Raw genomic sequence first — 21,067 nt, forward strand, 5'->3', positions numbered from 1 at the left:
ATATCATCTCCCGAAGAAAAAAAGAGAGCATGCAACAATTAAGTTACAAGCCCTCAATTTTTATATTTAAGCAGGTGCATTAGCTAACGTCCATGTTAAGGTTGAACTGTAGGATCCGCCAATATTACCAGCTGGAACCTTAAGTGAGGCATCAGTAGAACCATATGTTCCAGTATAGGCACCTACACCACTACCAGCTGCAGCACTAACAACAGTTACTGGTGAACTTGATAGTGAAAGCTTTGCGACAAGTGTTGGAGGTGTTGATACATTATCAACATCATCTGCTTTAATAGGATCTTTCTCTTTATTATCTAATAATAGTTGTGCATTCTTTAAGGCTGCGCCGCCTGTTGCCGTGAATGGTGATGCCGCAACAGTTACAGTATATCCAGTACCAGTACCAGCATCAGCGATATCCAAGATTCCTGATGTGGAAGTTGATGTATATGAAATATCGTTTGCTGAAGCTGCTACTGTACCAAATTGAAAACTAGGGGCCGAACTTAAAGTGATCGTTCCAGGCGTAATATCGGCCGTGGCTGTTCTTGTAACTGGTGGTGCAGGTGTTGTGCTGCTGCTTGAGCGACTGCACCTAACGAACCAATTCCTAAAACAGCTGCCCCTACTAACATGCTATTTCTTACGAGTTTTTTCATAATATTTTCCCCCTCATAAACGACTGTTGGTCGCTATGAAACAGAGTCCTAATGTGATGGATCAATCGGACTCTGCTTGATTGGAGAAATACCCATCACATAGAGATCTCTTTCAATCTCTGCGTACGTTATATATTTTTTTGGATAAATAAACAAGAATATACACGTCAAAACGTTGGAACTGTACAACAAGTAAATTATAATGAGGGCATATCTAGAATGGAGTCAATAGTATGACAGATACAACAACTGACGACCGATTAAAAATCAGCGTCGTTAATATCATCTGGAGTTTCGATACTAACAAAAGTAAAGTGTTGATTCTTCTAGTTAAAAATTCTCTGGGGCCCAATATTGACAAATGGGGGTTACCTACAACGATGCTACGTACTAATGAAGATGCTGAGGAAGCCTCATTAAGATTGATCAATGAAAAAATTGGTATTCAATTACCTAACTTTTATACTGAACAATTAGCCACCTTCAGTAATGTTAAACGTACAGATCAAAACCGCGAAATTGCCCTAAGTTACATGACTTACTTACCTTATATGCCCGATCTAACAGCTGGTTATGGTGCTAAAGAGGTCGCATGGTTCAATGTTAATTACGATCAAGACTGTTTCTTATTGGAACATCATAACTTAACTTTCAAAACATTAAGTGAAAAAATATCGGTTAAAGATTTCTACGAACATTTAGCAAAATACAATGATAACAAGCATTTGAGTGCCGATCATGCTTTAATTTTACGTAACGCTTTTCAAAGAATCACGAATCGTTTGAATTATTTACCCACAATCCTTTTGATTTTAGGTGATGATTTCACTCTCAAAGAAGCACGTGAAGTCTACTCCACATTTTGGAAGCAGCCCTATCAAACCATTGATAATTCTAACTTTCGTAAAACACACTCACATCTCTTTATTGAAGCTGGAACTGAGCACGGCAAGAGTGGTCGTCCGGCCAAATTATACAAGTTACGTGAAACGCTTGACCCTAAATAAGACTAATGATAGTCTTTGTTTTGCATTATTAAAGGTAAATTTTACCTTTAATAATATTATTTATTTTTTTTATAAATTTAGGAGGTATTTACTATCTTGGACACACAAGCAAATGAAAAAAGTGGTCTAAAGCTCTTAATGGTCATCGGAACTGCTTGGCTTTTTGACGCCGCCGATGTAGCTTTATTATCTTTTATCATGCCATTGATCAAAAAAGAATGGTTTTTGAATGACAATCAAATTGGATTAGTCAGTTCTATTACTACTGTTGGTATGATGTTTGGTGCCATATTATTTGGCTACTTAGCCGACAAATTTGGTAAAAAAAATATTATTGTTATTACGCTCTTAATTTTTTCTGTTAGTAATTTAGTCTTAGCATTAACGACTAACGTTGAACAATTCATGTTTGTTCGTTTCATTACGGGAATTGGTCTAGGTGGAGAATTACCCGTTACCACAACTATCATTGCCGATTCCTTCTCTGGTCACAGACGTTCCAAAATGTTGATTCTAGTTGATAGTTTTTGGGCGATCGGTTGGATCTTGGCTTCCCTTCTAGCCTTTCTTTTCATGCCACTATATGGTTGGCGATTTACAGTTATCGCCACATCCATTATGGCTCTATATACTTTGGTAATTCGTCGCCATTTACCAGAACAAACTAATATTAAAAATAAACGCCTAAACCTGCGGATTGCTCTAAATCAAATCTGGTCTAAAAAATATCGTCGTGCCACTGTTTGTTTAAGTTTGTTGTGGTTTATCATTATGTTCACCTACTATGGTATGTTCCTTTGGTTACCAAGTGTACTGATCAAACGAGGATTCTCAGTCGTTCACAGTTTTGGTTATACATTAATAATGAGTTTTGCTCAATTGCCTGGTTACTTTCTAGCAGCCTATCTAATGGGTAAATTGAGCCGTAAAAAAGTTTTGGGAATCTATTTAGTTGGGACCATTATCGGATCTTTCCTATTTGGAACCGCGCAAAATGTCTTTATGGTTGTATTCAGTAGTTGTCTACTTTCCTTCTTCACTCTAGGAGCCTGGGGAATTCTGATTGCTTTGACACCAACTCAATATCCTATGAACATTCGTGGCGTCGGTATTGGATTCACTCAATCAATTGGACGTATTGGCGCTACTATCGGGCCTTACTTAATTGGCTTCTCATTAAGTATTAATTTAAATATTTCAACTATCTTTTCCTATTTCGTCGGTTCACTAATTATCGGTATTCTTATATTAGTCTTCGGAATGGTCGATAATGATCAAAAAAATATTCAAATAGAAAATTAAGTTAAAAAAATTCACCCCATGAATTGGAGTGAATTTTTTAATTTGAATTACAATTCATCTGTTTCCGAATTGTCTTTTGTCAAAATCTCTATTTTTCCATCTACATGGAAATAATCTTCAATCAATTGCTTTAACTCTTTAATTGCTTCGTTAGCTCTTTGAGCCTGTTCTTGATTAATGGCTTCAATAACCAAAACTGAATCTGTTGTTTCTTCAGTTAACATTGTTCTTTGAGCCTCACGCCAATTTAAGCATCGACAAATTGCACCGTCATTATCATAATAAATAATTTCACCTGGTAAAGCCGGAGCGTCTTCATCAGCACCTAATGGTTTAAACCCTTCGCCACCTTGAGCTTCTCCAAGATGTAAATCGCCTGCCATAGCATTTAGGTTTTCACCACCACAAGGTACCGCATATTTCAAAGAAACACTGTTATAAATATCGACTAGCGGATTAATCGGCGAAAAGGTTCTCCCTTGGCTTACCCGTTTCAACAAGGCTTCAATTGAACAACGTGCACCCTTTTTAGTCTTGAATTCGCGAAAGGCTTGACGCCACTGATCCACTACTTCACTCTCACGGAAAACTTCATCATTGATAAATTTCTTTGATTCTTCGGCGCTATCATTCAACAATTTAGCAAAGTATGGATCATCTTTCTCATCAACGTGATTATTTATTTGATGAATTGCCAAAGTACTAATTTGTGCATCTGGAAATAAATCCCAAAACTTTTGATCAATAACTACTTTTGTCATTTTTCTACCCTCAAATTCTTTTTCATTAAGAAATCAGTTTGCACTGAATCTCCCATTATAAATTTATGTTCGCTGAATCTTTCGAAGCCCATCTTTTGATAAAACTTTTGGGCTGGATAATTGAATTCCCAAACACCTAACCATATATTATCTTTAGATAATTCTTTTGCTCGTTCTTCGGCAAAATTAAACACTTTAGTTCCTAATCCTAAATGTTGATAAGCCGTTTTAAAGTAAACTCGCTCAACTTCCATATAATTATCTGGCATTTTTTCTGATTGAGCCGTTAAAATATTGAGTTTCAGATAACCTGCTAATTGTTCGTCTTGGTAAATGAAGTAAAATTTTGAATCTTGATTCGTTAATTCAGAAGTAAGCTGTTCAGTATTGTATGCTTCTTCCAAATAAGCATTCAAATTCTCTTCTGTATTATCCTGACCGAAAGTGGCCGTGTAAGTCTCTCTGCTTAAATCCTGAAGAACTTTTAGGTCATTTACATTGCACTGTCTAATTTTCAATATTCTCTCTTATTACCCTTCTTAACATATTCCCAATCGGCTGCCACATTATCTTCAACCTTCTTCAACAACTTTAGAATTTGCTTCTGTTCGGCGGCATCTAAACCCTTTAAAGCCATTTGATTTGAGTAAATATCTTCTCGATAAATGATTGGATATATTTTTTTACCCTTATCGGTTACGTATAATTTTTTCTCTTTTTTATTATCAGTTGATTGTTTTCTAAAAATAAAATTATTTTTTTCTAGTTTTTTAATAGCCCTAGCAGCCGTTGTCTTGTCTACCTTGATCATTCCGGCTAATTTTTCCTGAATAATGCCGGGATTTTCATAAATTCTTACTAAATATAAATACTGTCCTTTAGTTAAGTCATAATCTTTAAATTCAATATTACTGATTGAATCTAAAGAACGTGCAATTACACCAATTGAACGCAAAATTTCTACCACCAAACTCCCTCGCTTTCAATAGAAGTATTGTACAGCCATTTTGTTGCATTTGCAACTAAAATTTAAGCATAAAAAATGGCAACCCCTCGTTGCCATTTTTTTATTTAGTTGACCGCGTAACCTAAATTACGAGAAAGCTGATCAATACTTTCTTGATATTCTGAACCATTATCCATATGTTTCAAAACGCTTTGAACTTGACGATCATCTCGCAAACGACCAAATAAATATGTTTCTGAATAATTTTTATCCAACAAATTATATGTTTTCAAAACAAAATCTTTACTATAGTCATTTTTATCGATTTCTTTATTATTATTAATATCGGTATATAGCTCCGATAAAATTCTCTTTGCCTCTGTATTGTCATTTAGTTTCATCAATACGCACCACCTAATTAATTATTAAAATCTCTCGCAAGATATCGCCCGTGTAAGCGTTTTCTATATCTTGTATTTCCATTATACGACTTATAGTAAAAAAATTCAGTCAAAACGAAAATATTAATCAGTTTGTGTTTTAAAATTATGTTTCAATTGTGGCCAAATGAACTTGTCAGCCGAAGCAATCAAAATACCATTAAAGATAAATGAGAACAATGTCCCAATATTAACTGAATAGACATTATGAATACCAACCGCAGCAATCAAAATAATGATAATTGGTGGTAGAAAATCAATAATCTGTGCCTTTGTCGAATTACCATTTAAGTAGAAAAATCTAAGAATATTTGTTGTATCATCATTAGGGTGCATTACAATATTAGCTCTCTGATATAGCGAAATGGCAACGCAGAAACAAACAACTCCTAAACAAGATAAGATTGTTCTAACAACAATCGGCAAGTTAGGAACTCCTACATAATTTAGTAAATCAGTAAAAATATTAACAAAATAACTGAAAAACAGAACATACAAAATTTGCCCAACTAGTCTCTTGCCATCAAATTTTTTAATTAAAAATTGATTAGTTATCGCATTAATGACACCAAAAGCAAATAAAATTAATCCAGTATTCCAAGCAAACCATTTATTTAAATTAACGGCAGCAGCTGTCCATAATCCACTTCCCATATCGGCAGTTATACACAAACCATTACCAAAAGCATTCAGAATCAGACCACTTATTAGTCCGATTATCCTCGTTTGTATTGAATTTTTGATACTATCACTCCTCACAGTATGTTGATTATGTTACAACAATTCCATGCCAAGTGACAAAATTTTATTTAAAATAAGAATATTTTTTAGTTATTTTGATAATTTGTTTGTAAAAATTTCTTCAAATCAGCAGCAGGATGTCCCATTATTTCTTCGTAGTCAGAACTAACCTCATCAAGAAGCCCCATACCACCAGCTTTATACATTGAAGACAACATGTGACCCTCGTTACCTTCATTATACATAGCTCCAAATTCATCCAAACTTACTGGTTGATAACCTATTTCACTATTCGCAACTTCGGACAATACTTTGGCTAATTGTGGCATCGTATAATTTCTTGATTGCGTCAAAGTATAGATACGGCCATCCTTCAGTAAAGACTTCGTAGCAGCAACTTTTGCGAAAGCTTTAGAACTATCATCTAAACTAATAAAGGACAAAGCTTGATCTTTCATAGGATAGATAACGTTATGACGTTCAATTAACTCTGGTAAATATGGAACTAATGGATCTGCATAAAGTCCGTTTCTAATAATCGTATAAGGAATTTGCGATTCAGCTAATCTTCTTGGCAAATATCCATAGAATGCTGACAAATCAAATGGATTGTTAACTTGATCAGCAATAAAGCCCATTGCCAAAATATGACCAACTGAGGCCCCTTTAGCTGCTTGCAAAACATTTTCTAATTCCATTATTCGACTGTAGCTATCATGACTCTTACTTGGAACATAAATTAAAACATCTTTATCTTGAAAAGCCTTAATCAAACTATCCTCATTAAAGAAGTCGATACTAACAACTTTCGCACCTGCTTGGCTTAGCCTATCAGCTTTAGAAATCGTATGAACCCCGGCTGTTATTGAAGAACTAGGAACCAACTTGATTAATTCATTAAAAATATGATTACCTAAATGACCTGTAGCACCAGTTATAATATATTTCATCTCTATCACCTTCAACTTTCTACTACATGTTACTATATGAATAACAAGATAACAAATATAAAATTAAAAAAAGCATCCAATAAACTCGTCACACACGTGAATATGTATGACAAATCCTATTAGACGCTAATTTTTACCACTGTTCATGATTCCATAGACGACCATCTACTTCACCTTGTAATAATTTCATACGATCATTTTGTTCTTCAACAACCTTTTTCATGGCCGTTAAAAAAGCACGATTTTCATAAGCCTTCTGTTTATCTGCTAATTTGGAGAGTTCTTTACTCAACCAAACCCCAGTATCTTCTGCCACGATTATTCGTCCTCCCCTTGCTTGATCAAACTAATGGTGCTCTTCAATTGACTTAAGTCTTCCTTTTGCTGAATAAATGTATTCAAAATTGTTTCGCACTCTGTACAGTTCGTTTCATCGAGGGTCTTCAATCGATCAGCAAACTCCTGTTCAAACCATTCCTGACGATTATCTAACGTATCAGGATACTTCTGAGTCAGGTAACGTTGGTAATCAATCAACGTCTGCATTTGTTGTTCTTCTTTTAGATATTGAAATTGCGAAATAACGAAAACTGGCAAGTTTTCCATTTTAGCACGGTCAGCGATAGCACGCAGTGGTGCCATGATTTGATCAATTGTAATATTTTCAGTTCCACCTCGTCTAAATTCTTTAAGTGGCATACCGGTACTAACAACGATTCCAAATTCTTTATCACGTAAATTGTCATTACCATCACCATAAATAAAATTACGAGTCAAAACTTTATCTTCCCAATCTTTTAAGCCCGCAGGGGCAGCATACCAATAAAGCGGAAATTGAAAAATAATTCTGTCGGCAGCTCTTAACAATTTCTGTTCATTATCGACATCAATTTTTTTCAATCCTTCAACATGATGCCATGTAACATCAAATAACTTTGCTCCTTGCATCAAGAATTGCTGTGTTTGCGAGTTATTTATTTCCGGATGAGAAACAATTATTAACGTTTTCAAATTAACATCTCCAATCAACTTTAGAATAGCAAAAATTAGCGGACTTATACAGTTCAACAACTTATTTTTGAAACTTTGCTAAAATGAATTTAATGAAATGATATAATTTAAGGGATATGAAGTACAATTAAGGAGCTTAGCAATGGAAAAATACTATATTGTCGACAGTTCTATTCTTCCTGAATCCTTCGATAGAGTAATTAAAGCGCGCAACTTGCTTGAGACTAGAAAAGTTCATAATGTCAGTGAAGCTGTGAAAGAAGTTGGAATCAGTCGTGGCACTTACTACAAATATAAGGACTTAGTTTTTTTACCTGATGAGGAAATGACCGATCGTAAAGCCGTTATTTCAATGATGTTACATCATGAACAGGGAATCCTATCTAAGGTTTTAGTGGATATTTCCGAATCTAATGCAAGCATTTTGACTATTAATCAAAACATTCCAATCCATAATATTGCTACCGTTGTAATTTCTTTGGATATTAGTCATCTGAATGGCACGATTGACAATCTTCTTGATAAATTAAAACAATCGAATTTCGTTAACAACGTACAATTAATTTCAATTGAATAAATCAAAAAGCATGTTCACGCATTGAACATGCTTTTTATTTTGGCCAAGCAATGTACATTGCCAACAAAACACTAAATGTGCCAATGAAGTAAAATAATTTAGAGATAACATTACTTTTCATATGACTGCCTGACATTATTAAACACAATCCTGCTATAAAAATTACTACCATTATTAAGAAATTCATCCTGTCACCTATCATTTCTAATTAAGTTTCGATAACAAGAACTTTACAAAAGAAATGTGACGAATTAATGAATTTGTTATGTAAATTTAATTACTTATTTCTTTCCCAAAGAAAACTTTCAATATCATGCAGCACACGTGGATTTCGTCTTGTCAGAGCACTGTGTTCGGCCCTATGACCAGTGAAAAGACGTGCCTCATATGTTTGATGTGGGCCTTTGAAAACTTTCTTTAGAGATTTAGCAGAGGATACAGGGACTGCCTTATCAAAATGATCTTTCATTGATAATTGTCCCATAATATTCAATTCACGAATATGCAATTTATGAATCACTGAATCAGGAGCCATATAAGATCTAAAATCCTTAGTTAATTGTGGTGAATAACGCCAATCGTTGCGACGATAAATATTATGATTTAAAACTTGCATTGGTGCTGCAATATTAACTAGTGAATCTATTTGAGGTTGATCCTTGTTATCACTATACTTTTCAAGATAATACATAACGGCGTTATTACCCCAAGAATGAGCCACTGCATTAAATCTTGTAACGCCATACTTACGATGTAACATCTTCACTATTGAATTAATCCACTTAGCAGTCTGATGATAATCAGATTCATGATTATTACCAAATAAAATTTGAATTTCAGGATTCTTAGCTGATTTAGGCCATCTTCCATCAAAGCTTAACTTTCCTTTAGGTGAAACAAAAATAGTCAAAGTTCTTGTAGCAAAGCCATCAGCCTGAGATTGATCAATTAAATAATCCATTGAATGAACTGTACCACCAAAACCATGAAAGAATAACGTTGGTATCTGGCGCTTCTGACTTTGATTATTTGTGGCAGCAGAAACTTCTTGTTGCAAACACGATGTTATCGTTATAAGACCGAAAATAATTATACACAGAGTTATTAATAAATTTCTTTTTTTCATGAATATCACCAATTTGATTTATTATCAAATTCTAAATCAAATCTGGCTTTAGTCAATAAAAAAAGCCAATCTCTAATAAGATTAGCTTTTATTTATCAATCTATAAATACTATAAGTTTTGACCCTTTTCCCAAGTTGTCTTGGATAACATCAAACCTTTTTTAACCAAATCATTGAATAACTGATGTGTACGTTTTGTTACTTCAGCGGCTGTCTTCATATTGCTTGAAGTCAAGAATTGTGAGACATCATTGTTAAAACCATCAATTACTTCATCAGTAACTTCAATTCTTTGGCGAGCGTATGATTGGCAAGCGTCCAAATATGCGTGAACCATATCCGAATATTCATGGTAATGAGGTTCGATCATAACGGACAAAGTTTTTTCTAACCAATACATATTGTCAACTGAGACTTCATTTGTCGTATTCTTATAGTCTTCAGGAGTATCTGTAATATTTGTATAGAATGGAACGTATGGACTATATGCAAAGAATCCTAATGCCAACCATTGGATAGCGGCATGATTATCATCAACATCATTTCTAATTTGAAGTATTGATGATGCTTGATTACGATCCATTGCAATAGAACGGAATTGACGTTGTTCGTTTGCTGTACCAGAAGCAAAGGTACCGAATGGATCATACTTAGTACCGTTATAGTGTGATGACAAGAAGTATTCTACATCTTCAATTGCAATCTTCTTACTTGGTTTTCTAACCATAGGCATCTTTTGAGATGTAGGTTCTTGTTCAATTTCAGGATTAAATAATTTTTGACCATACCATGTACGTGGAGTGTTGTAATAGGCATCAGCTTCACTTTGTGTTCCAAAAATTTCACGGAAGTTAAAGTGATCAGGATTTGGATTCAAGTGATGCTTTTCAACAAAATCAATTAGGTCAGTCGCAATCAAATAGTTTTCGGGGTCGCTAACGTCAACCTCTTCCATAACAGTTTGGTTAGGAACAATAGCATAAGCATCATCTGGCAAACGCATAGCAGCCCAGTGATGTCCACCTGCTGTTTCTAAAAGCCAAACTTCATTTTTATCATTGAAGGCAATACTATTTGATTCTCCAGTACCATATTCTTCAAGTAATTCCCCTAAACGAAGAACACCCTCTTTAGCCGTCTTTACATAAGGCAATACCAAAGTTAGCATAGCTTCTTCATCAACACCATCATGAACTAATGGATCGTAACCCAAAACACGGGCATTAGTAGCAGTTGTTTCAGTTGAACTCATACCAACATTCAATTCATTGATACCAGCTTCTTCATATTGACCATCACTTTGATCAGCTTGTGGGGTTGCTGTATAACGATAAGCATGATTAGGTAGCGGAACTTTTACACCTGTCGTCTTAGAAATATAAAATGCATCTTCTTGATCTTTAGCAGCATGTGCAACAAATTTGATCGGATTAATTGGGCCATAGCCGTCTTCATTACGAGCAACTATAGTGGAACCATCCATACTAGCGGCTTTACCAACTAGAATTTCAGTACAATCGGAACTTGGATTTTTCATTTCGTTCCCTCCCTTATATAAAACCAGTATAGGATTAAAGTTTGGTTTAATCTAGAGGAGTTATTAGAAAAATTATAATAAAAAGACCACTTTCTATTTCAAAAGTAGTCTTTAATCCAATAATCTAATCTAAACTTTCACCATTAGTTTCAATAACATTCTTATACCAATAGAAGGAGTCCTTAGGAATTCTCTTCAATGAACCACTGCCATCGTTATTGCGATCTACATAAATATAACCATAACGTTTCTTCATTTCACCAGTTCCTGCAGAAACCAAATCAATACATCCCCAACTTGTATAACCCATCAAATCAACACCATCAATTGTAACTGCATCTCTCATAGAGGCTATATTTTCACGAAGATATTCAATTCTATATGGATCATGAATCTTGCCGTCTTCTGAAATTTCATCAACGGCTCCCAAACCATTTTCAACAATCCATAATGGTTTACGATAACGATCGTAAAGTGTATTCAAGGCCATTCTAAGTACATATGGATCAGTAGCCCAACCCCAATCCGATGTCTTCAAATAAGGATTTTTAACACCAATCTGTAGATTACCGGCATCCTGTCCCACATCTTCATGTGTAGTAACCACATTTGACGTATAACAAGAAAAGCTTAAGAAATCAGCTGAATATTTAGCTAACAACTCATAGTCTTCAGGTTTATCGTCTAATTTCACGCCTTCTCGTTCATAATATTTAATACGTGATGCTGGATAATGACCACCAGTTTGAACATCCGAATAGAACAAAGTATCATCCATTTGTTTCAAGGCCTTAAATTGGTCAGCAGGATCAGCCGTATATGGATAAATTTGTCCATAAGCTAACATTTGACCAATCTTATAATCAGGATTAATTTCATGGCCCAGTTTTACTGCCAAAGCGGAAGCAACAAATTGATTGTGCGCACCCTGTGCACGATTTTGAACACTTCCATCAAGAAGTCCGCCTGCAACAAAAGGCATCATATCCATACAATTTATTTCATTAAATGTTAACCAATATTTAACTTTACCATTATACCTTTCAAAAACGGTCTTAGCATACTTAACAAAGAAATCAATTAATTTTCTACTTGCCCAGCCATTATATTTATTAGCTAAATTCAAAGGAGTCTCATAGTGAGACAACGTTACTAGAGGTTCAATATGATATTTATTCAATTCATCAAAAACATGATCGTAGAATTCTAAGCCTTTTTCATTTGGAGTTTCATCGTCCCCATTTGGAAAAATTCTTGACCAATTAATTGACATACGATAAGTTTTATAACCCATATCGGCTATCAATTTAATATCTTCTTTATAGTGATGATAAAAGTCAGATGCTACATGGCTAGGATAATATTCACCATCTAAAACAGCTGCCTGGGCACCTTCAGGAACAAACTTTCCACCACCAAATTTTAATTCTGAAAATCCAGTTTCACCCGTATCAGGATTACGCCATGTAATATGACGAGGAGTTTCATAAGTACCTGCAGTCATAACGTCAGCAGTACTTAATCCCTTTCCATCTTCATTGTATCCACCTTCAAATTGATTAGCAGCCGTTGCGCCACCCCACAAGAAATCTTTCTTAAATGACATACTATTCTCCTTCAAATAAAATTATTCTAAATTAGCTCCATTACTATTTATTACCTGTTGATACCAGTAAAAAGAATCCTTTCTATATCGATCAAAAGTCCCTCTTCCCTGATCATCAGCATCCACATAGACAATTCCATATCTCTTACTCATTTGACCTGTTGAAGCAGCAGTTAAATCAATTATTCCCCAAGGCATATATCCGATTAAGTTTACCCCATCTTTAATGGCTTCTGACATTGCCTCTACATGTTGACGCATATATTCGATTCGATATGGATCGTGTATCTTACCATTTTCTAGCTTATCTTCCGCACCCAATCCATTTTCTGTAATCATAATTGGCTTTTTATATCTACGATAGAATTCATTCAAATAAAATCTCAATCCCACTGGATCAATATTCCAGCCCCACTGTGATTTCTTTAAGTATGGATTCGGCGTTCCAAAAGCATTAATGGCTCCATTCGACTTCTTTTCTTCTTTAGCTTGTACACACCCAGTAGCGTAATAACTAAATGTCACAAAATCAACGGTTCCATTCTTTAATACTTCGTCGTCACCTTTTTCCTTAGAAATGACAATACCATTTTCTCTAAAGAATCGATTCATATAGTACGGGTATTCACCATTACCTTGAACATCTGGACAGAAGAAAAGTCCTTGTTGAATTTTTTCTTGCCATGCCAACATATCTTCGGGTTTGGGTGTTAATGGATATGAGGTCATTCCGGCAATCATACATCCAACTTTATTTTCAGGATCAATCGCGTGAGCTAAATTTACAGTTCTGGCACTAGCGATGAATTGATTATGTAAAGCAGTAAAACGTGTACTCATTTGTACAGACGTTTCTTCAATTTGAGTAGTCATTCCGTGACCACCTGCAATAGACTTTATTCCACCCACTGGAAATCCTCCGGATGGCATTGATAGAGAATTGATTTCATTAAATGTTAACCAATAACGAACTAATCCTTTATACTCTGTAAATAATGTATTGGCATAATGGACATAAAGATCTATTAACTTTCTATTAGCCCATCCGTCATATTTTTCAGCTAATCCTAATGGCAATTCATAATGAGAAATTGCCACCAACGGCTCGATATTGTATTTCTTTAATTCTTCAAATACATTCCGATAAAAAGCAATTCCTTCTGGATTAGGTTTATCCTCATCACCATTCGGAAAAATCCTTGACCACTGGATAGACATACGATACATATTTAATCCCGCCTCGGCTAATAACTTTATATCTTCTTTATAGTGATGATAAAAATCAGAAGCCTTATGTGAAGGATAAGTATATTTGGATTCATCAATTGGATAGTGATATTCACGATCGGTATCTTTCGTTCCAAGAGTTAAGGTATCAGGAATTGATAATCCCTTACCTCCTTCTTTATAACCACCCTCAAATTGATTAGCGGCTGTCGCACCACCCCAGAAAAAATTATTTGGAAATTTACTCATGAGAAGTCCTCCATTGTTGAATTATTAAGCAGTTACAGCATCACTGACTGTTGCTTCTACAGCCTTCTTATTAGAATCTTTTTGATCCGAAACCTCTGGTCCTTCTTCTTTATACAGGATTAATGTTGCGATAAATGAAATAATCATTCCAATTAACATGCCTAATAAGGCCCATACTAAGGTCATAATACTGTTCCCAATAAATACTGGTGTTCCAAATAGTCCAGCGCTACCTGCTAATGCAAAAGCTTTAACACCCATGAATCCTGCAAAGCCAGCACCAAAGAAACTTCCAATCATAGCACCAATCATTGGTTTCATATATTTAAAGTTAATACCGTACATAGCCGGTTCAGTTACTCCAGCGACAATTGCTGTAATACCACAAGTAAATGCAGTAGAACGTAATTTTTCATTGTGATGTGTCTTAACTCCAACAGCCAAGGCAGCTGCACCTTGGTCCAAATTACTTACAAAATTAGCAACAAGTATTAAAGGATCATTTCCAACTGAGGCAAATGCTTGAACCAAATAAGGCATAAATGCCGAATGCATTCCTGTCATAACAATCCAAGGGAATGCAGCAGAAAGTACTGCTACACCTAGGAATCCAGTTGTCTGATAGAACCAAAGAATAAATTTAATCAAATAATTACCAATGAAAGAACCTGCTGGTGCCAATAGCCATAATGTCAAAGGAGCCATTATCAACAATGTTCCAAATGGAACAACCAATGACTTCAATGAATCAGGTGTCCAACGTGTGAAAGCTTTTTCCACGTAAGACATAATCCAGATTGCTAAAATACTTGGAAAAATCATATTCCCATAAGAACCACTAAATACAGGAATTCCAATTAGAGATAATGATTTTCCTGAAGATACAGCACTCACAAAATTAGGATCAATAAGCATTGCTCCAATCAGCATACCTAATCCTTGATTAGTACCAAATTTCTTAGCAGCCGTTGCTCCAACAAATACGGGTAAGAAATAAAATGCGGCATCGCCGATGAAATTCAATACAACATAACTTGGACTCTTAGTTGTAAGAACACCCGTTATTTGAAAAATCAATAGTAGAACTTTGAACATACCACCACCGATTAACAAAGGAATCAATGGAGTAATACTTCCCGCAATATAATCCATTACTGTCATAAAACTAAATTTTTTCTTAGGAATATCATCAGCTGGGACTTCTCCATCACCAGTTAAACCTGTTGATTGACGAACCTCGTTATAAGCCGTTCCAACATCCTGTCCTATAATAATTTGAAATTGCTCACCAGACCATTGCGTACCTACAACTTTGTCCAATTTTTCAATTTCGTCTTTTTTAACACTTGCCTTGTCCTTAACATTGAAACGTAAACGTGTTACACAATGTGTGAAGAATACGATATTGTCTTTACCACCTAGAAGATCAACTACATTATCGGCAATATCACTATATTTAATTTTTTTTGCCATTTTCAAAATCTCCCTAATAATTTCATTAAAAAAACCTTCAACAAAAGACAACAAATCTAAATAGATCTGTTAATCCTTTGCTGAAGGGTAATGCCCGTTAGGTTACAATCCCTCGCGTGAGCAAAGTCTATTAACGTGTAACATTAAATAAAATTTTTCTTCGTCCTCCAAGTTGATTCCTCGCTGTTCGGCAAGATACTTGGATATTTTTTTGACACAATCCTCTGTTTTAGGGTAATTGTTGACCATATCTTCATACATTATTTTATTACCTGAATGTATTGAAATACCCTCTGTCTGTCGTTTTAACAAATATTGCATATGTGTCACAAATCTAGAATAACTAAAACTATGCTTATCTATATAAATTTCAAAATATCCCGAAATAATATCAGTGATATCAGAAATCAAATCACTTTCTCCTTCATTTCCATTAGGTTTCGTCGACATATTCCGTGCATTAATAAAATGAATGGCCAAATTACTAGCTTCTTCACTTGGTAAATTAGCATGTAATTTATTGTTTATGATGATAAGAGCCTTTTTACCCATTTCAAATTCATCAGTATATAAATTCTCAATATCATACTGCATGGGAGCCGTGAAGACCATACCTTTTTTTCGACGTTCAATCGCAAATTTAATATGATCGGCTAATGTAAATACCAGATTTGAAGTAATTGGTGTAGGAACTTTAAGCCTAAACAAATCCACAATCTCAGCGGCTATGCTAAGAATATCCGACGGTATTTCACTAGCCATATCAACGTACATTGAATCAACATTATAAAAAGTTCGTTGAATTTTCTTTAAGTCGGTGATCTCATATGGCATCTTAGGAAATCCTAATCCCTTACCAACAGCAATAAGCTGATGATTATCGGCATCTAAACAAACCGCAATATTATTATTAATCTTTTTGATTGCTTTCATGTTTACGCCCCGTCCCTATTTATTTACAGAAGCAATAACTGATCTACCAGCGTTTACATCCCCATTATTCTTAATATCAATGGAATAATCCTTACTATTCGTGATTAACACTGGAGTAATTAGATCGTATCCTTTCGATTCTATCAAAGAACGATCAAGTTTAATAATCGGATCACCAGCTTTTACTTTATCGCCTTCATTAACCAACTTACTAAATCCGTTTCCTTTAAGGTTAACCGTATCAATTCCAATATGTACTAAGATCTCTGCATCATTTTCTGCCGTTATACCAAAAGCATGTAATGTATTTGGTATTGTCGTAATTTTTCCATCACATGGGGCGCAGACTGTATTAGTAGTATATCTAAAAGCAACCCCATCACCCATCATTCCTGATGCAAATACCTTATCAGGTACTTCCTTTAAATCAACGGTCTTTCCATTAACGGGAGCGACCAAATCTACTTCTTTAACTCTCTTTTTAAAAATATTTAACATATTGTCCCTCCTAGTAAAAAAACTTGTTAAAATTTTTTATTAAGTCGATTGTGACAATAAAAAATCCTCGAAAGCGTGTGCTTCTAAAGTTATGCATAAAACACGCACTTTCTTTAGAAGGTGACACCTCCCGAGGAGTAATGATCCTTCATCTGTTATTTATACTAATGCAAACGGTTGCAAAATACAAGTGGGATTTTTATTTTTATGAAACAAAAGATATTTATACTATTAAATGTAGAACTATTTATCCTTCCTAATATCAAGAATTAATCCATTTCTTCTATATACTTAACCAAAAAAATAAGATAAATCAACATGATAAATACCTGATATTAAATGCAAATTTTCTAAATCGGGACGGCTTTCTCCCCTCTCCCATTGCGATATTGCTTGTCTAGTAATATTCAATTTCTTAGCAACATCCCCTTGTGACAATCCATTCTTTTTTCTCTGATATTTCAATTTCTCAGACATCCCCATAATTTTTCCTTCCCTAACTAAGATTAGAAAGGAACTCTTTCGAAAGAACTCCTTTCTTTAATTATAAAGAAAACGATTTCATAATAAAAGATGAGTACAGGAGTCACTTTAAGAGATGAAAGGAGAACACCGTATGATGAAAAAGATAATACATTACCTATCACAAGGAATGTACCTATTTGCAGTAATGATTTTAATCGACATTATCGTAGAGCAAAGTAAATATACCATTTTATCCTCTACACCCTATTATGTAGTTTGCTCAGTCTTAATTATTTTGATTATTATTTCAGTTCCCGAAGAGGGTTCTATCCATAAAAAGTTTAAAATATCAGGAATTTACATACTTGAAGTAGCGATTCTCATGGCAGTCATAATACAGCAAAATATATACCCTCTTTTACCTCATATATTTTATTTCATTATTTATCCGGTTTTACTTACTTTAATTGTTACTTCACTTCCTGAAGGAGTACTTTATAAGAAACTCCAACACAAATGAAAAAATCTGGGACTCAATCTATGCAACCGTGAGTCTCAGATTTTTTTACATTTCATTTAAACAAACAAGCTCAAAATCATAACACAAATGATACCGACAACGGAAATCAAACTTTCCAAAACAGTCCAAGTTAACAAAGTTTCTTTCACTGTTAAATCGAAATACTCTTTAAACATCCAAAAACCTGCATCATTAACGTGAGATGCGGCTAATGAACCAGCTCCAACGGCCAACACCATCAAAGCAGGATTTACTCCGGCTGAAGTCATCAATGGTAAAACTAATCCGGCAGCAGTTAATGAAGCAACGGTTGCTGATCCCAATGCCACTCTCAAAACGACGGCTATCAACCAGCCTAATATCAATGGCGAAATATTAACTCCAGTGAACAATTTCATAACAGCATCACCGACTCCACCATCGATCAAAACTTGTTTGAAAGCACCGCCACCACCGATTACTAGTAGTAACATGGCGATTGATTTAACAGCATCTTCCAAACTTTTCATAATTTCCGGAGTCTTAAATCTTCTGGCCCACCCCATGGTGCACATTGCTACTAACAATGAAATTGTCATGGTAATAGCAGGCGTTCCGATAAAGGCAATGATCGAATCCAAAAGCGTTGGATTCTTTGGAACGGAACCACCATTGAATAGCAACTGATAAACAGTAGTGATTGCCATCAAGATAACTGGGAACAGTGATGTCAAAACACTGATACCAAATCCTGGTGTATCTTCCAATTTAAATTTCTTTTGTGGTCCTAAAGCGGTCAGATTGCCTTTCCGATTAAAGGCATCTGGTACAATTTTTTTAGCAAATTTTGTGTAAACTGGACCAGCAACGATAACTGCTGGTATAGCAACAATTATTCCATAAAGTAATACGTGACCGGCATTAGCATTCAAAACAGCACTAATTGCAGTAGGTGCTGGATGTGGTGGTAGGAAACCGTGTGTTACAGAAAGTGCAGCAGCCATAGGTATTCCTAAATAAAGAATTGAAACTCCAGCTTCAACAGCTATAGCGAAAACGATGGGAATCAAAAGAACCATCCCTACTTCAAAGAACAAGGCAATTCCGATAATGAATGATGCCAAAACAATAGCTAACTGTAGCCGTTTTTTTCCAAATTTTTCAATTAAAGTATGTGAAATCCGATAGGCACCACCGGCATCAGCAACCAGTCGACCTAGCATTGCACCGAAACCGAAGACAATCGATAATTCACCTAATTGTCCTCCAATTCCGTTTTGAATACTTATGGCAATTTTAGTCATTGGAATTCCTAATCCAATCCCAACAGCAATAGAAGTAATGATCAATGAAACAAAGGTATTTAGTTTTAACTTAATGATTAAAAATAGTAATAAGGCTACGCCTAAAATTAATACTAAGAAAGCCATATTAATCTCCTCCTCTTTGATACCGCTTACGATAAATCTATTAAGAAAAGTGCGTTCACACGCACCCTTTTTATTTCACATGCTTCTTTTGAAATTCAGCAATACTCTTATATTCTGGTTCCAAGACCCTTGAGAGTCTGATCCAAATTGGTAACAACTCGCGATAAACTTGGAAATTCTCTTCATTTGGTTTGTGAACATCAGTTACACCGACCATATCTTTTACTGCTGATAGATCATCAATATATCCTAAAGCGTACATTCCTAACACCGCAGCCCCTAAACAGGAACTTTCAAAACTTTCAGGAATCGTAACATCTTGTTCAAAAATATCAGCCAACATCTGTCTCCAAAGAGCTGATCTGGCAAACCCACCAGTAGCTTGAATACTCTTTGGCTTTCCAGCAACTCCTTCAATCGTCAACATAACGATGTAAAGATTGTAAACAATGCCTTCCAACGCGGCTCTGACCATATGTGCTCTGGTGTGCTTTCTAGTTAAACCAAAGAATGAACCTCTAGCGTAAGCATCCCAAATTGGAGCTCTTTCACCACCAAGATAAGGATGGAATAGTAATCCATCGGAACCAGCGGGAATCTTTTCAGCAATCTGCGTCAAAATGTCATAGGTTGAAACTTGCATCTGTTCAGCGGTAATTTTTTCTGGAGCAAAGAGTTGATCTTTGACCCAACGGAAAACAATTCCGCCATTATTAACTGGACCACCAACAACCCACTTATCTTTAGTTAAGGCGTAACAGAACAATCTTCCATTAGGATCAACCACTGGTTTGTCGACCACTACTCTGACTGCTCCACTAGTTCCGATTGTCACTGCTACTACTCCAGGGTCAATTGCATTAACACCAAGATTGGATAACACGCCATCACTAGCGCCAAATACGAATGGTACATCCTTTGTAATTCCTAAAACTTTACCATAATTGGAGTCAATACCAGTAATTGTGTCAGTTGGTTCAACTAATTCTGGCAATTGATCTGTAGTAATACCTAGGAGATCCAAGGCTTGTGGCTCCCACTTCAATTTGAAAATATTAAACATTCCTGTTGCAGAAGCGATAGAATATTCCATTTTATAAGTTCCAAATAATCTGAAGAAAACATATGTTTTAAGGTCAATAAATTTCTTAGTTTTCTTAAATAAATCTGGTTTCTCATTTTTGATCCATAATATTTTTGATAATGGTGCCATAGGATGAATTGGCGTTCCGGTTTTGGCGTAAATTTCTGCACCAATGCCGTTTGCTTTTAACTCTTCACTGTACTTAGCTGCTCGGTTGTCAGCCCAAGTAATCGCACGAGTCAAAGGTTGGTCATCTTGATCCATTAAAATCAAACTATGCATTGCTGATGAAAAGGAAACTCCTTTTAATTCATCTTTTTTGACTTTTCCTTTACGAATTACTTGTCCCAGTACTTCAATCACTGCATCAAAGATATCTTCCAGATCTTCTTCGGCCATGTCAGGCACATCTTGATACAATTGGTAACCACTGTTAGCGTGGGCAATGACTTTTCCTTTCATATCATAGAGGACACTCTTTGTACTAGTAGTTCCAATATCAACGCCAATCATGTATTCCATAATTAAAACTCCTTACATAAACTC

General features: G+C 35.2%; 24 protein-coding genes. 4 read left to right on the plus strand and 20 right to left on the minus strand.

Translation table 11 applies throughout. From position 1 onward, the window contains the following. Window positions 1–66 precede the first annotated feature (66 nt). Both ACI6PB_RS08585 and ACI6PB_RS08590 read right to left on the minus strand, forming a co-directional pair. Window positions 67–531, minus strand: a complete 465-nt coding sequence (locus ACI6PB_RS08585) for a WxL domain-containing protein (protein ID WP_404327972.1) — start codon at window positions 529–531, stop codon at window positions 67–69. Beyond that, a complete protein-coding gene (locus ACI6PB_RS08590; protein ID WP_404327302.1) occupies window positions 507–659 on the minus strand; it encodes a hypothetical protein in 153 nt (50 codons plus the stop codon). Before ACI6PB_RS08590 ends, ACI6PB_RS08585 begins: the two co-directional genes overlap by 25 nt. Window positions 660–892: 233 nt before the next feature. Here ACI6PB_RS08590 and ACI6PB_RS08595 point away from each other — a divergent pair, with 233 nt between their 5' ends. Together ACI6PB_RS08595 and ACI6PB_RS08600 are read left to right on the plus strand one after the other, a co-directional pair. Beyond that, on the plus strand, window positions 893–1,666 hold the full coding sequence (locus tag ACI6PB_RS08595; protein WP_309510819.1) for an NrtR DNA-binding winged helix domain-containing protein: 774 nt from the start codon (window positions 893–895) through the stop codon (window positions 1,664–1,666). Between the two features lie 138 nt (window positions 1,667–1,804). Then, window positions 1,805–2,968, plus strand: coding sequence for an MFS transporter (locus ACI6PB_RS08600; protein WP_404327973.1), 1,164 nt, complete (start codon window positions 1,805–1,807; stop codon window positions 2,966–2,968). Between the two features lie 47 nt (window positions 2,969–3,015). Here ACI6PB_RS08600 and ACI6PB_RS08605 read toward each other — a convergent pair whose 3' ends face one another. From ACI6PB_RS08605 to ACI6PB_RS08640, 8 genes are all read right to left on the minus strand, one after another. Continuing rightward, window positions 3,016–3,729 carry a B3/4 domain-containing protein gene (locus ACI6PB_RS08605; protein WP_404277879.1) on the minus strand — a complete coding sequence of 238 codons (714 nt, stop codon included), beginning with the start codon at window positions 3,727–3,729 and terminating at the stop codon, window positions 3,016–3,018. Next, a complete protein-coding gene (locus ACI6PB_RS08610) occupies window positions 3,726–4,247 on the minus strand; it encodes a GNAT family N-acetyltransferase (RefSeq protein WP_319792496.1) in 522 nt (173 codons plus the stop codon). The genes ACI6PB_RS08605 and ACI6PB_RS08610 overlap by 4 nt, the downstream gene beginning before the upstream one ends. Continuing rightward, complete coding sequence (locus tag ACI6PB_RS08615) at window positions 4,244–4,696, minus strand: MarR family transcriptional regulator (protein WP_309510816.1); 453 nt, start codon at window positions 4,694–4,696, stop codon at window positions 4,244–4,246. Before ACI6PB_RS08615 ends, ACI6PB_RS08610 begins: the two co-directional genes overlap by 4 nt. Before the next feature lie 104 nt (window positions 4,697–4,800). After that, window positions 4,801–5,076 carry a hypothetical protein gene (locus tag ACI6PB_RS08620; protein WP_025086376.1) on the minus strand — a complete coding sequence of 92 codons (276 nt, stop codon included), beginning with the start codon at window positions 5,074–5,076 and terminating at the stop codon, window positions 4,801–4,803. Window positions 5,077–5,199: 123 nt separating this feature from the next. After that, on the minus strand, window positions 5,200–5,823 hold the full coding sequence (locus tag ACI6PB_RS08625; protein ID WP_025085967.1) for a hypothetical protein: 624 nt from the start codon (window positions 5,821–5,823) through the stop codon (window positions 5,200–5,202). 119 nt (window positions 5,824–5,942) lie between these two features. Beyond that, on the minus strand, window positions 5,943–6,806 hold the full coding sequence (locus ACI6PB_RS08630; RefSeq protein ID WP_404327303.1) for an SDR family oxidoreductase: 864 nt from the start codon (window positions 6,804–6,806) through the stop codon (window positions 5,943–5,945). A gap of 133 nt (window positions 6,807–6,939) precedes the next feature. Continuing rightward, a complete protein-coding gene (locus ACI6PB_RS08635; RefSeq protein WP_025085969.1) occupies window positions 6,940–7,122 on the minus strand; it encodes a hypothetical protein in 183 nt (60 codons plus the stop codon). 2 nt (window positions 7,123–7,124) lie between these two features. Beyond that, complete coding sequence (locus tag ACI6PB_RS08640; RefSeq protein WP_025085970.1) at window positions 7,125–7,817, minus strand: NAD(P)H-dependent oxidoreductase; 693 nt, start codon at window positions 7,815–7,817, stop codon at window positions 7,125–7,127. Window positions 7,818–7,959: 142 nt separating this feature from the next. Here ACI6PB_RS08640 and ACI6PB_RS08645 point away from each other — a divergent pair, with 142 nt between their 5' ends. Next, a complete protein-coding gene (locus tag ACI6PB_RS08645; RefSeq protein WP_025085971.1) occupies window positions 7,960–8,394 on the plus strand; it encodes an ACT domain-containing protein in 435 nt (144 codons plus the stop codon). Window positions 8,395–8,671: 277 nt separating this feature from the next. Here ACI6PB_RS08645 and ACI6PB_RS08650 read toward each other — a convergent pair whose 3' ends face one another. The 8 genes from ACI6PB_RS08650 to ACI6PB_RS08685 form a co-directional block, all read right to left on the minus strand. After that, complete coding sequence (locus ACI6PB_RS08650; RefSeq protein WP_404277889.1) at window positions 8,672–9,451, minus strand: alpha/beta fold hydrolase; 780 nt, start codon at window positions 9,449–9,451, stop codon at window positions 8,672–8,674. A 178-nt stretch (window positions 9,452–9,629) separates the two neighbouring features. Then, entirely contained in the window at window positions 9,630–11,057 is a 1,428-nt protein-coding gene (locus ACI6PB_RS08655) for a C69 family dipeptidase (protein ID WP_025085974.1), read from the minus strand. A gap of 124 nt (window positions 11,058–11,181) precedes the next feature. Beyond that, a complete protein-coding gene (locus ACI6PB_RS08660) occupies window positions 11,182–12,663 on the minus strand; it encodes a family 1 glycosylhydrolase (RefSeq protein ID WP_056955659.1) in 1,482 nt (493 codons plus the stop codon). 21 nt (window positions 12,664–12,684) lie between these two features. Further along, window positions 12,685–14,139 (minus strand): family 1 glycosylhydrolase, encoded by a 1,455-nt coding sequence (locus tag ACI6PB_RS08665; protein ID WP_404327304.1) that lies wholly within the window; start codon window positions 14,137–14,139, stop codon window positions 12,685–12,687. Window positions 14,140–14,163: 24 nt separating this feature from the next. Then, entirely contained in the window at window positions 14,164–15,612 is a 1,449-nt protein-coding gene (locus tag ACI6PB_RS08670; RefSeq protein ID WP_404327305.1) for a PTS transporter subunit EIIC, read from the minus strand. A gap of 102 nt (window positions 15,613–15,714) precedes the next feature. Further along, complete coding sequence (locus ACI6PB_RS08675; protein ID WP_309510813.1) at window positions 15,715–16,545, minus strand: PRD domain-containing protein; 831 nt, start codon at window positions 16,543–16,545, stop codon at window positions 15,715–15,717. Window positions 16,546–16,560: 15 nt separating this feature from the next. Further along, window positions 16,561–17,043 carry a PTS glucose transporter subunit IIA gene (locus ACI6PB_RS08680; protein WP_404327306.1) on the minus strand — a complete coding sequence of 161 codons (483 nt, stop codon included), beginning with the start codon at window positions 17,041–17,043 and terminating at the stop codon, window positions 16,561–16,563. 291 nt (window positions 17,044–17,334) lie between these two features. Continuing rightward, a complete protein-coding gene (locus ACI6PB_RS08685) occupies window positions 17,335–17,526 on the minus strand; it encodes a helix-turn-helix transcriptional regulator (RefSeq protein ID WP_309510811.1) in 192 nt (63 codons plus the stop codon). A 133-nt stretch (window positions 17,527–17,659) separates the two neighbouring features. Between ACI6PB_RS08685 and ACI6PB_RS08690 the strand changes: the two genes are divergently transcribed. Continuing rightward, the gene (locus ACI6PB_RS08690; protein WP_404327307.1) at window positions 17,660–18,028 is read left to right on the plus strand and encodes a hypothetical protein; all 369 of its coding nucleotides are present in this window, start codon (window positions 17,660–17,662) and stop codon (window positions 18,026–18,028) included. 56 nt (window positions 18,029–18,084) lie between these two features. On the opposite strand, the gene ACI6PB_RS08695 is transcribed toward ACI6PB_RS08690, so the two are convergent. Both ACI6PB_RS08695 and gntK read right to left on the minus strand, forming a co-directional pair. Beyond that, window positions 18,085–19,437, minus strand: coding sequence for a gluconate:H+ symporter (locus tag ACI6PB_RS08695; protein WP_404327308.1), 1,353 nt, complete (start codon window positions 19,435–19,437; stop codon window positions 18,085–18,087). A 70-nt stretch (window positions 19,438–19,507) separates the two neighbouring features. Next, entirely contained in the window at window positions 19,508–21,043 is a 1,536-nt protein-coding gene (gene gntK, locus ACI6PB_RS08700) for a gluconokinase (RefSeq protein ID WP_404327309.1), read from the minus strand. Window positions 21,044–21,067 lie beyond the last annotated feature (24 nt).

The organism is Companilactobacillus paralimentarius (assembly GCF_963227125.1).
In the GTDB taxonomy this organism is placed as follows: domain Bacteria; phylum Bacillota; class Bacilli; order Lactobacillales; family Lactobacillaceae; genus Companilactobacillus; species Companilactobacillus paralimentarius.

What these genes read in the sequence shown, in the direction of transcription:
- ACI6PB_RS08590 (WP_404327302.1), bottom strand. Translation starts at nt 659, where the DNA reads ATGAAAAAACTCGTAAGAAATAGCATGTTAGTAGGGGCAGCTGTTTTA.
- ACI6PB_RS08595 (WP_309510819.1), top strand. Translation starts at nt 893, where the DNA reads ATGACAGATACAACAACTGACGACCGATTAAAAATCAGCGTCGTTAAT.
- ACI6PB_RS08600 (WP_404327973.1), top strand. Translation starts at nt 1,805, where the DNA reads ATGGTCATCGGAACTGCTTGGCTTTTTGACGCCGCCGATGTAGCTTTA.
- ACI6PB_RS08605 (WP_404277879.1), bottom strand. Translation starts at nt 3,729, where the DNA reads ATGACAAAAGTAGTTATTGATCAAAAGTTTTGGGATTTATTTCCAGAT.
- ACI6PB_RS08620 (WP_025086376.1), bottom strand. Translation starts at nt 5,076, where the DNA reads ATGAAACTAAATGACAATACAGAGGCAAAGAGAATTTTATCGGAGCTA.
- ACI6PB_RS08630 (WP_404327303.1), bottom strand. Translation starts at nt 6,806, where the DNA reads ATGAAATATATTATAACTGGTGCTACAGGTCATTTAGGTAATCATATT.
- ACI6PB_RS08645 (WP_025085971.1), top strand. Translation starts at nt 7,960, where the DNA reads ATGGAAAAATACTATATTGTCGACAGTTCTATTCTTCCTGAATCCTTC.
- ACI6PB_RS08655 (WP_025085974.1), bottom strand. Translation starts at nt 11,057, where the DNA reads ATGAAAAATCCAAGTTCCGATTGTACTGAAATTCTAGTTGGTAAAGCC.
- ACI6PB_RS08660 (WP_056955659.1), bottom strand. Translation starts at nt 12,663, where the DNA reads ATGTCATTTAAGAAAGATTTCTTGTGGGGTGGCGCAACGGCTGCTAAT.
- ACI6PB_RS08665 (WP_404327304.1), bottom strand. Translation starts at nt 14,139, where the DNA reads ATGAGTAAATTTCCAAATAATTTTTTCTGGGGTGGTGCGACAGCCGCT.
- ACI6PB_RS08670 (WP_404327305.1), bottom strand. Translation starts at nt 15,612, where the DNA reads ATGGCAAAAAAAATTAAATATAGTGATATTGCCGATAATGTAGTTGAT.
- ACI6PB_RS08675 (WP_309510813.1), bottom strand. Translation starts at nt 16,545, where the DNA reads ATGAAAGCAATCAAAAAGATTAATAATAATATTGCGGTTTGTTTAGAT.
- ACI6PB_RS08680 (WP_404327306.1), bottom strand. Translation starts at nt 17,043, where the DNA reads ATGTTAAATATTTTTAAAAAGAGAGTTAAAGAAGTAGATTTGGTCGCT.
- ACI6PB_RS08685 (WP_309510811.1), bottom strand. Translation starts at nt 17,526, where the DNA reads ATGGGGATGTCTGAGAAATTGAAATATCAGAGAAAAAAGAATGGATTG.
- ACI6PB_RS08690 (WP_404327307.1), top strand. Translation starts at nt 17,660, where the DNA reads ATGATGAAAAAGATAATACATTACCTATCACAAGGAATGTACCTATTT.
- ACI6PB_RS08695 (WP_404327308.1), bottom strand. Translation starts at nt 19,437, where the DNA reads ATGGCTTTCTTAGTATTAATTTTAGGCGTAGCCTTATTACTATTTTTA.
- gntK (WP_404327309.1), bottom strand. Translation starts at nt 21,043, where the DNA reads ATGGAATACATGATTGGCGTTGATATTGGAACTACTAGTACAAAGAGT.